The sequence below is a fragment of the Streptomyces arenae genome (genome assembly GCF_022343545.1).
In the GTDB taxonomy this organism is placed as follows: domain Bacteria; phylum Actinomycetota; class Actinomycetes; order Streptomycetales; family Streptomycetaceae; genus Streptomyces; species Streptomyces humi.
The window spans coordinates 281,664-294,895 of record NZ_JAKQYH010000064.1 but is presented as its reverse complement, the minus strand read 5'-3'; the positions used below and the strand labels follow the sequence as shown (position 1 = coordinate 294,895).

Below are 13,232 nucleotides of genomic sequence, written 5' to 3'. Positions count from 1 at the left end.
GGTGTGCCCGGGCGCACGGATGCGTTCGTTCAGGGACGCGGCACGGTTCTCGCGGAGGCGCTGAACCGGGGAGAACATGTGCGCGGGGCGGCTTGCGTCACGTACGGGCGTCGGGGCGTCGTACGGACATGCCACCTGTCTCGCTTCGGGGCGCGAGCTCGGGGGTGGTGCGGGGGCCCTCTAGAAGGCGCACATTCGACACATACAACGAGCACCGGGCGTCATGGTCGCCTCGGTCGCCGGGGTGCGGTCGCTCGTCGTGGTCATGCGATCAGTAAACCAGACCTACGGTCCTGACAGGCCGCCGCTGTCCGCATCCTGGACAGCGGCGGACAGCCGTCAGACGTGCTCGGCGATCTCCATGCCCCGGGCGGTGACCAGTACCGACAAGGCCGAGAGGTCCTTCACCACGAGGTCCGCGACCAGTTCGTGCCGCTGGTGGGTTGTGGTCAACGCCACGGTCCGCATCCCGGCGGCGCGGCCCGCCTGGAGTCCGGCCGGGGCGTCCTCGAAGACGACGCAGTGGGCCGGGTCGACGCCCAGCTGCCGGGCGGCGAGGAGGTACGGCTCGGGGTCCGGCTTGCCGCGGGTGATGTCGTCGGCGGAGACCAGCGTCTTCGGGCGTATCCCCACCGCGTCCAGGCGGGCCTCGGCCAGCCGGCGGGTGGCCGAGGTCACGACGGCCCAGCGGTCGGCGGGGACGGCGTCGAGCAGGGCGGCGGTGCCGGGGAGCAGGTGGACACCGCCCGGGACGTCCTCCACCTCCAGCTGTTCGACCCTGGCGACGGCCTCCGGCACGCGGGCCGGGGGCAGCAGGTCGGCGACGATCTCGGCGGCGGGCCGGCCGTGCAGTTCGACGCGGGCGAACTCCTCGGGGGTGATCCCGTACTCGGCGGCCCAGCGGGTCCAGCAGCGGTCGACCGAGTCGAGGGAGGAGACGAGGGTGCCGTCGTTGTCGAAGAGCAGGGCCTGTGCGTGGATCGTCATGGTCTCGACCCTACGGCGTACGGCAGGGGCGACGGCATCGCGCCCTTTCGGCCGTAATAAGGTCACCGCATGCTCAATGCCCTGCTGCTGGTGACCGGTGTCGCCGCGCTGCTGCTCGCCGTGTGGTGCGGGTGGGCGGCGTACCGGGACCAGCCGACGAAGGACTGGCACTTCATCGGGATGGCCGTGGTGACGGTGCTGGCGCTGGTCCAGCTGGTGGCCGGGATCGTGCTGCTGGCGCGGGGCGGCAAGCCGGACCAGGGGACGACGATCTTCGTCGCCTATCTGCTGGGGGCGTTCGCGTGTGTGCCGGCCGCGGGGTTCATGTCGCTCGCCGAGCGGACCCGGTGGGGTTCCGTGACGGTCGCCGCGGGCGGAGTGGTGCTGGCCGTGCTGGAGGTGCGGCTCTATGACATCTGGGGAGGCTGAGATGACGGCGGTGGAGGAGAAGCCGAAGCGGCTGACCAGTGGGCCGGGCACGCTGCTCGTGTGGTTCTACGGGGTGATGGTCGTCGGGGCGGTGTCGCGGTCCGTCTACCAGATCGCGACGGAGTTCGACCGGGCGCCGCTCGCGTACTCGCTGTCCGCTGTCGCGGGGGTGGTGTACGGGTTCATCACGTACACGCTGGTGCGGGGCGGCGAGACGGCCCGCCGGGTCGCCGTGGTGTGTTGTGCGGCGGAGTTGGTGGGGGTGCTGACGGTCGGCACGTGGACGTTGGTCGAACCGTCAGCGTTTCCCGACGCGACCGTGTGGTCGGACTTCGGTATGGGGTACGTGTTCATCCCTGTGCTGCTGCCGCTTTCCGCCCTGTACTGGTTGCGGAAGGGCGCGAAAGGGGCTGCGGCCTGAGGAACGTGCGCGACTGACGGTGCGTTGTGGCTGGTCGCGCAGTTCCTCCCCCAGCCTTCGGCCGGGGGTACCCCCAGCGCCCCTATCGGGGCGCTTCAGTTCCGGGCGTTTTGAAGTCAGGCCGTTGTTGCGTATGTGCCGGCCGGCTTCTCCAGGACGATCATCGTCACTCCGTCCGCGCCCTTCGAGGTGCCTACCGTCTCGTAGCCGACGCGGCGGTACAGCCTCAGGTTCCCCTCGCTGCGGTGGCCGGTGAACAGGCGGAACTTCTTGGCGCCGCGCTCCTCGACCAGCGCGGACTCGGCCGCGCGCAGCAGCCTCGCGCCGATGCCGTGGCCCTGGAGGCGGGGATGGACGCAGAGCTTGCCGATGGCGGCCGCGCCGTCCTCGGTGACCGCGCCGCGGACCGAGCCGACGACCTCCTCGCCGAGGCGGGCCACGAAGACGCAGTCGGAGACGAGCTCCTGGCGGACCGAGTCGAGGCTCTGGACGAGCGGGTCGATGCGGTAGTTCCCGTACAGCGCCGCCTCGCCCTGGAAGCACAGGTACTGGAGCCTGAAGATCTGCTCTGCATCCTGCTCGGTCGCCACCGAGATGGTCACGCTCATGCCCATGTGCGCACGCCTCCCGCTCACCTGATCGCCTGTCGTCCTCACTCCTATCCCCGCACTTCGCGGGACGCAACCTCCGGCGTCAACAATCGGCGCAGACATCCCAGACATCTGGAGCGTTCCGGTCCCAGGCTGCCCTGTGAGATACCCAACTCCCCCGCGATCTCCCGGTATGTCAGGTCACGTGCCGAGAACAGGGCCTGGAGCAGCCGGGGGCAGCGGCCGGGAAGACGGGCGACCGCGGCCCGCAGGGCGCGGTGCCGGGCGGTGGCCAGGACGAGTTGTTCCGGGCCGGCCGCGGCGGCGTCGGCGGGTTCGGTGCCGTAGGGGCGTTCGTTCCGTGCGGTACGGCGGGCGCGGCGGGACTCCGCGCGGACGGCCCGGCGCAGCCAGTCCTCGGGGGCGTGGGGCGGGCCGTGGGTCTCCAGGCGCTCCAGGAGGCGGAGCCAGACGCTCTGCTCCAGGTCGCCGGGGTCGCTCCCGGCGGCATGCGCCTCGGCGGACGCCTCGGCGCTGAGCAGTGGGCGCAGGGCGGTGACCAGGTCGTACGTCATACGCGGAACGACGCGGCCGCCCCGGGGCAGGTTGCCGGGGCGGCCGGGAGACACCCCGAACGGGGGGCGGGGGCTCAGCCGTTGACGAAGTCGGCGCGGGCCAGCAGGGCGGTGTCGGCGTTGTCGGTGAAGACACCGTCGATGCCGGTCTCGAAGTACGCCTGGAAGACCGGGAAGACGGTGCCGTAGGCGTCCGCGGCGCTGCCCTTGCGGAAGGCCGGGGGCAGGAACGGGTTCTCGTTGCGCATGGTGTAGGGGTGCAGGATCAGACCCACCTTGTGCGCGTCCGCGACCAGTGTGCTCGGCTTGGTGAGGTCGCCGTTGGCGTCCTTCGGGATGACCAGGTCGAGGGTCGGGCCGATGCCCTGCGCGTAACCGGCTATCTCCCGCAGGCCCTTGGGCGTGATCAGGTCGGCGACCGTGCGCGGGTCACCGGTGGCGACGAAGTCGTAGGGCTGGGTGTTCGCCGCGGACAGCAGCACGACCAGCGGGTTGTCGACCAGCGTGTTCAGGCGCTGGATGCTGGTCGGCTCGAAGGACTGGAGGATGACCGGCGAGTTCCGCTTGTCCTTGCCGTGCTTGCGCAGCAGCTTGGCGACCCGCTCCTCGAGCCCCAGGCCGAGCCTGCGGAAGTAGGTGGGGTGCTTGGTCTCGGGGTAGATCCAGACCTGCTTGCCGCGCTTGCGGGTCTGCTCGTCCTGCCACTTGAGGACTTCCTCGAAGGTGGGGATCTCCCAGCGGCCGTTGTAGAGCGTGTTGTGCGGGCGGTTGGCCGGGATGCGCTCGACCGCGCGCAGCGTCTTGAGCTCGGCGAGCGTGAAGTCCTCGGTGAACCAGCCGGTGGTGGGGACGCCGTCCAGGGTCTTGGTGGTCCTGCGGTCGGCGAACTCGGGGTGGTCCGCGACGTTCGTGGTGCCGCCGATCTCCGGCTCGTGACGGCAGACCAGGTGGCCGTCCCTGGTGGGGACCAGGTCGCCCGCCTCGACGATGTCGGCGCCGAGGTCGAGGGCCAGGTCGTAGGAGCCGAAGGTGTGCTCCGGGCGGTAGCCGCTGGAGCCACGGTGGCCGATGATCGTCGGCTTCGGGAGGCTCTTGAGGCCGGCGCCGTGTCCGGCCTGCCTGGCCTCGGCCGCTCTGGCCGTGCCCGACAGTCCGAGGACCGCTCCGCCGGCGCCGAGCACCGCGGCGCCGAGCAGCGCCCGCCGCCCGGTCGTGCCGTTCACCTGGGTCCGCTCGTTCGAGTCGTTGTTGTCCATGAGCGCTCTCCTGCCGTCCGCGCTGTCGAATGCGGGCCGATCGTAGGGGTGCGGACGTGACCGAAGGGAGACCGCAGGCCCAACGGCCGGGTGACTCCGCATGGCTGCTGGACGGCACCTCGTGACGGTCCGTCGGCGATTTCCGTCACATGGCCGAGTCCGGTCACCGCCTGTCTCCGGGACGCCACCGCAGGTAAACCAGCGTCAACAGTACGTAAGACCTCGGTGAACCGGCCGTACCCGATGTGCGCTTCCCGCACAGCCGCGAGTAATGTCCTCACCTGCACAGACTCATACCGCCCCTCGACATCGGAGGACCCGTTGTCCCGCTTCGCGCTCATCAAGGCAGTGCTCGGACCGATCATGCGCCTGATGTTCCGCCCCCAGGTGGAGGGCGTGGAGCACATCCCGGGGGACGGTCCGGTCATCCTCGCCGGCAACCACCTGACCTTCATCGACTCGATGATCCTGCCGCTGGTCAGCAAGCGGCAGGTGTGCTTCATCGGCAAGGACGAGTACGTCACCGGCAAGGGCTTCAAGGGCCGTCTGATGGCCTGGTTCTTCACCGGTGTCGGCATGATCCCGGTGGACCGGGACGGCGCCAGCGGCGGTGTCGCCGCGCTGATGACCGGCAAGCGGGTCCTGGACGAGGGCCGGATCTTCGGTATCTACCCGGAGGGCACCCGCTCCCCCGACGGCCGGCTGTACCGGGGCCGTACGGGCATCGCGCGGCTGACGCTGATGACGGGCGCCCCGGTGGTGCCGTTCGCGATGATCGGCACGGACAAGCTGCAGCCGGGCGGCAAGGGCATCCCGCGGCCCGGCAAGGTCACCGTCCGGTTCGGCGAGGCCATGGAGTTCTCCCGGTACGAGGGCATGGACCGGGACCGCTACGTGCTGCGGGCGGTGACCGACTCGGTGATGGCCGAGGTCATGCGGCTGTCCGGCCAGGAGTACGTGGACATGTACGCCACCAAGGCGAAGGCCGCCTGAGCACGGGTGAGCTTCTGACACTCTTTCGGGGGATGGGCACGGGCCGTCGGTCCGTGCCCTTTTGTCTGCCATCCGCCTGACATCCGGCCGCCCCCGTCCGGGGTCCGCCTGCCGGTGGAATCTGGCCCGACACTTCGGTCGTTCCTTCGCATTTACCGGCCATATGAGCACACAGCATGTCTTATTCAGACATGCAGAAACCTTCTCGGCGTACCCTGCTCCGTGCTCCGTTCGCCGCCGCGGGCGCGGGACTCCTGGCGGCATGTTCCGACTCCGGCTCCGAACCCCGCTCCGGCCCACAGCACACGGCCGGCACCGCAGCGTTCGTCCCCCAGGGACCCAAGGGGTACGTCAACCCGTCGGACCCGGAGGTGCTCGCGACCGAGCGCAGGCGTGGGTCCGGCCCGGTGCGCATGGTCAGGTTGACGGCCGCCGAGAGCATGCTGGACCTGGGCGGGCGGTCCGTGCACAGCTGGGCGTACAACGAGTCGGTGCCGGGGCCACTGGTGCGGGTCACCGCCGGTGACGTCCTCAGTCTGACCCTCAGCAACCGGCTGATCGAGAAGACCACACTGCACGCCCACGGGGTGCGGCTGCGCTGCGACATGGACGGTGCCCCGGACCTGACCCAGGCGCCCATCGCGCCGGGCACGGACTTCATCTACCGGTTCACCGCCGCCCACCCGGGCACGTACCTGCTCCACTCGCACGTCGGCATGCAGCCCGACCGTGCCCTGTACGCGCCGTTCATCGTCGACGACCCGAGGGAACCGCTGAAGTACGACAAGGAGTGGGTCGTCGTCCTGGACGACTGGGTCGACGACATCGAGGGCTCCACCCCCGACCAGGTGCTCGAACAGCTCAAGCCGGGCGGGGGGATGAAGATGGGGATGGGCATGGGCCCGGGCCGCGACGGCCCCGGTCACCACGGGTCGGCGAGTGCCGCCGCGCCGCGGTCCAAGTCCTCGCCCGGGGCGAAGAAGGCGCTGGGTCCCGACCGCGTGCTGCGGGACTCCCACAGCCCCATGCTGCACGGCGAGGGCGGCAACGTCGCCTATCCGCACTACCTGATCAACGGACGGCTGCGCACCGACCCCTCCGTCTTCCGCTGCCGCCCGGGCGACCGCATCCGGATCCGCATCATCAACGCGGGCTCCGAGACGGCCTTCCGGGTCGCGCTCGGCGACCACCCCATGACCATCACCCACACCGACGGCTATCCCGTGCAGCACCGCAGGACCGACGCGCTGCTCGTCGGCATGGCCGAGCGGTACGACGTGCTGGTCACCGCCAAGGACGGTGTCTTCCCCCTGGTCGCGCTCGCCGAGGGCAAGAAGGGCAAGGGGGTGGCGATCCTCCGGACCGACAAGGGCAGAAACCTTCCGGCGCCGGATGCCCGCCCGAACGAGCTGGACCGCGAGATCGTGCCGGCGCGCCGGCTGGAGCCGGCCGAGTCCGTCGCCATGGACGACCGGCACCCCGACCGCGAGCTGCGCATCCGGATCACGGGCACCATGCAGCGGTACGACTGGGGGTTCGACCACAAGACGTACGACGTGCGGGAACGGCACACGGTGCGGGCCGGGGAGCGGGTGCGGCTGACGCTCATCAACGCGACCGACATGTGGCACCCGATGCATCTGCACGGGCACACGTTCGCGGTGACCGGCATCAGCTCGACCGGGGCGCGCAAGGACACGACGATCGTGCTGCCGCACCGCAAGCTGGTGCTCGACTTCGACGCCGACAACCCCGGTCTGTGGATGCTGCACTGCCACAACCAGTACCACTCGGAGAGCGGGATGATGACGGTGCTGGGTTACAGGAGGTGAGGTGCCGGTCGTCCTTCGGGTGCGGGGGGGGGTGGGGGCTGGTCGCGCAGTTCCTCGCGCCCCTTACGGGGCGCTTGTCCCTGGGGCGGTGTTCAGAGTTTCTGGTTCCTGAGCAGGAACCAGGCTGCCGCCGACGTTGCCAGGAGGACCGCCGCGCCCGCGCCCGAGGCCAGGTGGAGGCCGTGGACGAAGGAGTCCCGGGCTGCCGTCAGCATCTGCGCCGCCGGGTCGGCCGGCATGGCCTTGGCCGCCTCCGTCGCCGCCCCGAGGGACTCGTGGGCGGCGGCCGGGGTGCCCGCCGGGGAGGCGAAGTCGCGGTAGACGCCCATCACGATCGAGCCGAGCAGGGCGATGCCGAGTGCCGCGCCCAGTTCGTACGCGGTCTCGGAGACCGCCGAGGCGGCGCCCGCCTGCTCCTTGGGGACGCTGGACAGGATGACGTCCGCGGTGACCGTGAAGGAGAAACCCGCGCCCACGCCGACCACCAGGAGGGCGGCGCCGAGGATCGGGTAGCCGGTGGACTGCGAGAGGGTGGTCAGGGCCGCGAGGGCCACACCCACGGCCGTCAGACCGCCGGAGACCACCGCCCGGACCGAGTGCCGGCGGGCCGCGCGGCCGGCCACCAGCCCCGCCGCCACCGCGCCGACGGCCGCCGGGAGTTCGGCCAGGCCCGCCTCGAACGGGGGCCTGCCCTGGACCAGTTGCAGGTACTGCGAGAGGAAGAACACCAGGCCCGACATGCCGAGCACGGTCAGCAGGTCGGCCAGGACCGCGCCGCTGAAGCCACGGCTGCGGAACAGCCGCATGTCCAGCAGGGGCTTGGGCATGGTGAGCTGACGGCGGACGAACCCGAGGAGGGCCGCGGCACCGAGCAGCGCGGCGGCGGCGGTCACCGCGGTGAGGCCGTGCGCCGCGGCCTCCTTCACCGCGTACACGAGCGCGATCATGCCGACCAGCGACAGGACGACACTGGCCAGGTCCCACGGCCCGGGGTCGGGGTTGCGGGACTCGGGGAGCGTCCGGATGCCGACCAGGACCAGGACCACCATGACCGGCAGGTTGATCAGGAAGACCGAGCCCCACCAGAAGTGTTCGAGCAGGAAGCCGCCCACGATCGGGCCGACGGCGGTACCGGCCGAGGCCGCGGCGCCCCACACGCCGACGGCGAGGCTGCGTTCGCGCGGGTCGTGGAAGAGGTTGCGGATCAGGGCGAGGGTGGCGGGCATCAGGGTGGCACCCGCGACGCCCAGCAGCGCACGGGCCGCGATCATCATCTCCGGGGTCGTCGCGTACGCGTTCAGGACGGATATCGCGCCGAACGCCGTCGCGCCGCCGAGCAGGATCCGCTTGCGGCCGATGCGGTCGCCGAGGCTGCCCATGGAGACCAGCAGACCGGCGATGACGAACGAGTAGACGTCACCGATCCACAGCAGCTGGGTGCCTGACGGGTCGAGGTCTTCGCTGATGTACGGGGTCGCGAGGCCGAGGACGGTGGCGTCGACGGCCACCAGCAGCACGGCGAGCACGAGGACGGAGAGCGCGAGCCACCGGCCCGGGCGCTGCTCCGTCTCCGTGGCGACCGCCGGCCGCAGGGCGCTGCTCATGATTCCTCTCTTCTTCGTGCGCCGCCGAGCAGCAGCTCGACGATCATGTGGGTGAAGTCCCTGGGGGCGACGCGGCCTTCGGAGACCGCCCAGGCCGCGGAGGCCAGCAGGCCGTACAGCGCCTCGGTGAGCCAGGCGGGCGTGAGGTCGATGCGGAACTCGCCGCTGCGCTGTCCGCGCCGGAAGAGGGCCGCGATGCGGTCGTCGATCCTGTTCCAGCCCTGGTTCTGCCCCTCGCCCTCGAACAGCTGGTTCTCGGTGTAGAGGAAGGCCAGCAGGCCGGCGGCCGGTTCGATCTCGCGGACCAGACGGTGCACGGCGTCGGCCGCCGGTCCCTCGTCCAGGCGAGCCGCGGCCAGGGCGGCCTCGCACTCCGCGATACCGAGCGCCTCCAGCGCGCGGACCAGCGCGTCGCGCCCCGCGAAGTGCCGGTGCAGGGTGGCCCGGCTGATGCCGGCCGCCTTGGCGACCTCGTCCATGGTCGCCGTGGACTTGCGGGTCAGCAGGGCGGCGGCGCTGCGGAGGACGTGGTCACGGTCGAGGGCCATGAGACAAGGGTAGCCCACATGAGACATCTTTGTCTCACTGTGGGCATGCGTGACTCAAGAACGGGTGGTCGGCGGCGGTTCCGGCGCTCAGTGCCAGGGCAGGCTGCCCCGGCGCTCCCAGTAGACGTGCGGGTCCTCGGTGAGCGCGACGAGACGGGCCAACTGGTCCTCGTCCAGGTCGATGACGGCCGCGTGGAGGTTGGAGGCGAGCTGGGTGAGCGTGGCGGCCCCGGACAGGACGACCCCGGCCCAGGGCTGACGCAGTACGACGGCGAGGGCCACGGCGTCACAGCCGAGGCCGGTCTGCTCGGCCACCGCCTTGAGGGCGTCGGGGGCGTGCGGGGCGGCCAGCCGGCCGTTGGCCATGCCCTCCTTCACGATCACCGTGAGTCCGGCGTCGTGCGCCTCGGCGAGGGCGGGGGCCGCCGAGGTCTCCAGGGCGTTGTACGTCGACTGGACGGTACGGAAGAGGGGCTCGCCGTCGACCGTCACGGCGAGGGCGGCGCGGATGGCGTCGGCCTGGGCGGGACCGCTGGTGGAGAAGCCGACGGTGACGCCGGTGGCGGCGGCTTCGGCGAGCCGGGCGTGGAGTTCCTTGTCGGTGAGGGCGGGGCTGTCCGGGGTCACCGAGTGGATCTGGTAGAGGTCGAGGCGGTCGCCGATGAGCTCGGCGGTCTCGGCGCGCTGGCGGTCGTAGGTCTGGACGCTGTGGTCCTTGACCTCGTGCTTCTCGGCGTCCGTGGTCCAGTCGGCGGTGTAGGTGTAGCCCCACTTGCTGCCGACGACCACGTCGTCCACGCCGGGGTTCGCGGTGAGCCAGTCGGCCAGGAACTCCTCGGAGCGGCCGTAGGAGCGGGCCACGTCGAAGTAGCGGACGCCCTGAGCGTAGGCGGCGTCGAGGAGTTCGTGGGTGCGGGTGCGGAGGGCTTCGACGCTGCGGTCCGCGCCGAGGTCCTCCTCGCGGTTGAGGTTGATGTAGCCGGGGCGGCCGACTGCGGCGAGGCCGAGGCCGATGTGGCAGGTGGGGGTGGTCGCTGTTGCCAGTCGGGCGAAGGGCATCGCGGGCTCCGTTGGGTCGGCTCCGGTTCGGCTCCTGACCAACGTAACCCGTGATGACCTTCGCCCATGAGCTCGGGTGGTGCGGTGTGTTGGCGGGTGCGGACGCGATGTGGTCGCTCGCGCAGTTCCCCGCGCCCCTAAAGGGGCGCTTTCGCTGCCGCCCACTCGTGCTGGGTGGCCACGTTCGCCTTCACCTCTGTCAGCTGGACGGCGACCGCGCTCGGGGCCGTGCCGCCGCGGCCGTTGCGGGAGGCCAGGGCGCCGGGGACGTTGAGGACCGTGCGGACCTCGGGGGTCAGGTGGGCGGAGATCTTCGCGAACTGGTCGTCCGTCAGCTCGTCGAGTTCCTTGCCCTCGGCCTCCGCGGCCTTCACGCACTCGCCGGCCACCTCGTGGGCGACGCGGAACGGCACACCCTGCTTGACCAGCCACTCGGCGATGTCGGTGGCGAGGGAGAAGCCGGCCGGGGCCAGTTCCTCCATGCGCTCGCGGTTGACGGTGAGGGTGGCCATCATGCCGGTGAAGGCGGGGAGCAGGACCTCCAGCTGGTCGCAGGAGTCGAAGACCGGCTCCTTGTCCTCCTGGAGGTCGCGGTTGTAGGCGAGGGGCAGCGCCTTGAGGGTGGCGAGGAGTCCGGTGAGGTTGCCGATCAGGCGGCCGGACTTGCCGCGCGCCAGCTCCGCGATGTCCGGGTTCTTCTTCTGCGGCATGATCGACGAGCCCGTGGAGAACGCGTCGTGCAGCGTCACGAAGGAGAACTCCTTCGTGTTCCAGATGATGACCTCCTCGGCGATGCGGGAGAGGTTCACGCCGATCATCGCGGTGATGAAGGCGAACTCGGCGACGAAGTCGCGGGAGGCCGTGCCGTCGATGGAGTTGCCGACGCTGCCGTGCTCGAAGCCGAGGTCCGCCGCCACCGCCTCCGGGTCCAGGCCCAGGGAGGAGCCGGCGAGCGCGCCGGAGCCGTACGGGGAGACGGCCGTGCGGTCGTCCCACTGACGCAGCCGCTCCGCGTCCCGGGACAGGGACTGGACGTGGGCCAGGACATGGTGGGCGAAGAGCACCGGCTGGGCGTGCTGGAGGTGGGTGCGGCCGGGCATCGCCACGTCCGGGTGGGTCTCCGCGAGGCCGATCAGGGCGTCCTGGAGGTCGGCGATCAGGCCGCCGATGACGCGGGCGTGGTCGCGGAGGTACATCCGGAAGAGGGTGGCGACCTGGTCGTTGCGGGAACGGCCGGCGCGCAGCTTGCCGCCGAGGTCGGGGCCGAGGCGCTCCAGGAGGCCGCGCTCCAGGGCGGTGTGCACGTCCTCGTCGGCGATCGTGCCCACGAAGGAGCCGTCGGCGACGTCGGCCTCCAGCTGGTCGAGCCCGGCGATCATGCGCTGGAGCTCGTCCGCTGTGAGCAGGCCCGCCTTGTGCAGCACGCGCGCGTGGGCACGCGAACCGGCGATGTCGTAGGGCGCCAGCCGCCAGTCGAAGTGGACGGACGCGGACAGCTTCGCCAGGGCCTCGGCGGGACCGTCGGCGAAACGGCCGCCCCAGAGCCGTACGTCACCGCTGTTGCTGCTCACTTGCGTTGCTCCTAGAAGAGATACGGATGTGGCACCGCCTCCCCGGCCATGAACGGGGAGGCGGTCGTCACGTTACTGCTCAGGACAGGTCACGCCGGGCTACGCCCGCAGATCACGCCGTGCGGCGATCTTCGACGACAGGCTGTAGATGTCGATGAAGCCCTTGGCCGCGGCCTGGTCGAAGGTGTCGCCGGTGTCGTACGTGGCGAGGTTGAAGTCGTAGAGGGAGGACGCCGAGCGGCGGCCGGTGACGACCGCGCGGCCGCCGTGCAGGGTCATCCGGATGTCGCCGGTGACATGCTGGTTCGCCTCGTTGACGAAGCCGTCCAGGGCGCGCTTGAGCGGGGAGAACCACTGGCCGTCGTAGACGAGTTCGCCCCAGCGCTGTTCCACCTGCCGCTTGTAGCGGGCGAGTTCGCGCTCGACGGTGACGTTCTCCAGCTCCTGGTGGGCGGTGATCAGCGCGATCGCGCCCGGGGCCTCGTACACCTCGCGGGACTTGATGCCGACCAGACGGTCCTCGACCATGTCGATGCGGCCGACGCCCTGGGCGCCCGCGCGCTCGTTGAGTTCCTGGATCGCCTGGAGCACGGTGACCGGCCTGCCGTCGATCGCGACCGGGGCGCCCGCCTCGAAGGTGATGACCACCTCGTCGGCCTCGCGCGGGGTTGCCGGGTTCTGCGTGTACTCGTAGATGTCCTCGATCGGGCCGTTCCAGATGTCTTCCAGGAAGCCGGTCTCGACGGCTCGGCCGAAGACGTTCTGGTCGATGGAGTACGGGGACTTCTTGGTGGTGGCGATCGGGAGGTTCTTCGCCTCGCAGAAGGCGATGGCCCTGTCCCGGGTCATCGCGTAGTCGCGGACCGGGGCGATACAGGTCAGGTCGGGGGCTAGGGCGACGATGCCGGCCTCGAAGCGGACCTGGTCGTTGCCCTTTCCGGTGCAGCCGTGGGCGACCGTGGAGGCGCCGTGCTTGCGGGCGGCGGCCACCAGGTGCTTGACGATCGCCGGCCGGGAGAGCGCGGAGACCAGCGGGTAGCGGTCCATGTAGAGGGCGTTGGCCCTGATCGCCGGGAGGCAGTACTCCTCGGCGAACTCGTCCCTGGCGTCGGCGACCTCGGCCTCGACCGCACCACAGGCGAGGGCCCGCTTGCGGATGACGTCCAGGTTCTCGCCGCCCTGGCCGACGTCCACCGCGACGGCGATGACCTCGGCGTCCGTCTCCTCGGCGATCCAGCCGATGGCGACGGAGGTGTCCAGCCCGCCCGAGTAGGCGAGTACGACGCGCTCGGTCATGGGTCCCTCCTCTCGTACATCCGCTTGCTATGCATGAGTATGCAGAGCTCTGCATGATTCGTCAATCCGTC

At 70.7% G+C, this 13,232-nt stretch carries 13 protein-coding genes; 4 read left to right on the top strand and 9 right to left on the bottom strand.

Going from position 1 to position 13,232, the window contains the following annotated elements:
• Positions 1–339: 339 nt before the first annotated feature.
• Entirely contained in the window at positions 340–987 is a 648-nt protein-coding gene (locus MB828_RS29245) for an HAD family hydrolase (protein ID WP_133025954.1), read from the bottom strand.
• Positions 988–1,056: 69 nt separating this feature from the next.
• On the opposite strand from MB828_RS29245, the gene MB828_RS29240 reads away from it, so the two are divergent.
• Positions 1,057–1,416, top strand: coding sequence for a hypothetical protein (locus MB828_RS29240; protein ID WP_046726650.1), 360 nt, complete (start codon positions 1,057–1,059; stop codon positions 1,414–1,416).
• A 1-nt stretch (position 1,417) separates the two neighbouring features.
• Positions 1,418–1,837, top strand: a complete 420-nt coding sequence (locus MB828_RS29235; RefSeq protein ID WP_301650809.1) for a hypothetical protein — start codon at positions 1,418–1,420, stop codon at positions 1,835–1,837.
• Between the two features lie 116 nt (positions 1,838–1,953).
• Here the strand turns inward: MB828_RS29235 and MB828_RS29230 are convergent, their stop codons facing one another.
• The 3 genes from MB828_RS29230 to MB828_RS29220 form a co-directional block, all read right to left on the bottom strand.
• A complete protein-coding gene (locus tag MB828_RS29230) occupies positions 1,954–2,451 on the bottom strand; it encodes a GNAT family N-acetyltransferase (protein ID WP_301650808.1) in 498 nt (165 codons plus the stop codon).
• Positions 2,452–2,495: 44 nt separating this feature from the next.
• A complete protein-coding gene (locus tag MB828_RS29225) occupies positions 2,496–3,002 on the bottom strand; it encodes an RNA polymerase sigma factor (RefSeq protein ID WP_301650807.1) in 507 nt (168 codons plus the stop codon).
• Positions 3,003–3,076: 74 nt separating this feature from the next.
• Complete coding sequence (locus tag MB828_RS29220) at positions 3,077–4,258, bottom strand: glycerophosphodiester phosphodiesterase (protein WP_301650806.1); 1,182 nt, start codon at positions 4,256–4,258, stop codon at positions 3,077–3,079.
• Between the two features lie 321 nt (positions 4,259–4,579).
• Between MB828_RS29220 and MB828_RS29215 the strand changes: the two genes are divergently transcribed.
• Together MB828_RS29215 and MB828_RS29210 are read left to right on the top strand one after the other, a co-directional pair.
• On the top strand, positions 4,580–5,251 hold the full coding sequence (locus tag MB828_RS29215) for a lysophospholipid acyltransferase family protein (protein WP_133025949.1): 672 nt from the start codon (positions 4,580–4,582) through the stop codon (positions 5,249–5,251).
• Positions 5,252–5,442: 191 nt separating this feature from the next.
• Positions 5,443–7,083, top strand: a complete 1,641-nt coding sequence (locus tag MB828_RS29210; RefSeq protein WP_301650805.1) for a multicopper oxidase family protein — start codon at positions 5,443–5,445, stop codon at positions 7,081–7,083.
• A gap of 92 nt (positions 7,084–7,175) precedes the next feature.
• Here the strand turns inward: MB828_RS29210 and MB828_RS29205 are convergent, their stop codons facing one another.
• From MB828_RS29205 to MB828_RS29185, 5 genes are all read right to left on the bottom strand, one after another.
• Positions 7,176–8,687, bottom strand: coding sequence for an MFS transporter (locus MB828_RS29205; protein ID WP_301650804.1), 1,512 nt, complete (start codon positions 8,685–8,687; stop codon positions 7,176–7,178).
• Positions 8,684–9,235 (bottom strand): TetR/AcrR family transcriptional regulator, encoded by a 552-nt coding sequence (locus tag MB828_RS29200; RefSeq protein WP_301650803.1) that lies wholly within the window; start codon positions 9,233–9,235, stop codon positions 8,684–8,686. Before MB828_RS29200 ends, MB828_RS29205 begins: the two co-directional genes overlap by 4 nt.
• Before the next feature lie 87 nt (positions 9,236–9,322).
• Positions 9,323–10,294, bottom strand: coding sequence for an aldo/keto reductase (locus tag MB828_RS29195; protein ID WP_301650802.1), 972 nt, complete (start codon positions 10,292–10,294; stop codon positions 9,323–9,325).
• A gap of 137 nt (positions 10,295–10,431) precedes the next feature.
• Positions 10,432–11,865 carry an argininosuccinate lyase gene (gene argH / locus MB828_RS29190; protein WP_301650801.1) on the bottom strand — a complete coding sequence of 478 codons (1,434 nt, stop codon included), beginning with the start codon at positions 11,863–11,865 and terminating at the stop codon, positions 10,432–10,434.
• Positions 11,866–11,964: 99 nt separating this feature from the next.
• The gene (locus tag MB828_RS29185) at positions 11,965–13,161 is read right to left on the bottom strand and encodes an argininosuccinate synthase (protein WP_301650800.1); all 1,197 of its coding nucleotides are present in this window, start codon (positions 13,159–13,161) and stop codon (positions 11,965–11,967) included.
• Between the last annotated feature and the right edge of the window lie 71 nt (positions 13,162–13,232).

Bases quoted from the DNA above. Each gene is read 5' to 3' on its own strand.
- MB828_RS29245 (WP_133025954.1), bottom strand. From the start codon at position 987: ATGACGATCCACGCACAGGCCCTGCTCTTCGACAACGACGGCACCCTC.
- MB828_RS29220 (WP_301650806.1), bottom strand. From the start codon at position 4,258: ATGGACAACAACGACTCGAACGAGCGGACCCAGGTGAACGGCACGACC.
- MB828_RS29235 (WP_301650809.1), top strand. From the start codon at position 1,418: ATGACGGCGGTGGAGGAGAAGCCGAAGCGGCTGACCAGTGGGCCGGGC.
- MB828_RS29195 (WP_301650802.1), bottom strand. From the start codon at position 10,294: ATGCCCTTCGCCCGACTGGCAACAGCGACCACCCCCACCTGCCACATC.
- MB828_RS29185 (WP_301650800.1), bottom strand. From the start codon at position 13,161: ATGACCGAGCGCGTCGTACTCGCCTACTCGGGCGGGCTGGACACCTCC.
- MB828_RS29205 (WP_301650804.1), bottom strand. From the start codon at position 8,687: ATGAGCAGCGCCCTGCGGCCGGCGGTCGCCACGGAGACGGAGCAGCGC.
- MB828_RS29240 (WP_046726650.1), top strand. From the start codon at position 1,057: ATGCTCAATGCCCTGCTGCTGGTGACCGGTGTCGCCGCGCTGCTGCTC.
- MB828_RS29225 (WP_301650807.1), bottom strand. From the start codon at position 3,002: ATGACGTACGACCTGGTCACCGCCCTGCGCCCACTGCTCAGCGCCGAG.
- MB828_RS29200 (WP_301650803.1), bottom strand. From the start codon at position 9,235: ATGGCCCTCGACCGTGACCACGTCCTCCGCAGCGCCGCCGCCCTGCTG.
- MB828_RS29210 (WP_301650805.1), top strand. From the start codon at position 5,443: ATGCAGAAACCTTCTCGGCGTACCCTGCTCCGTGCTCCGTTCGCCGCC.
- MB828_RS29230 (WP_301650808.1), bottom strand. From the start codon at position 2,451: ATGGGCATGAGCGTGACCATCTCGGTGGCGACCGAGCAGGATGCAGAG.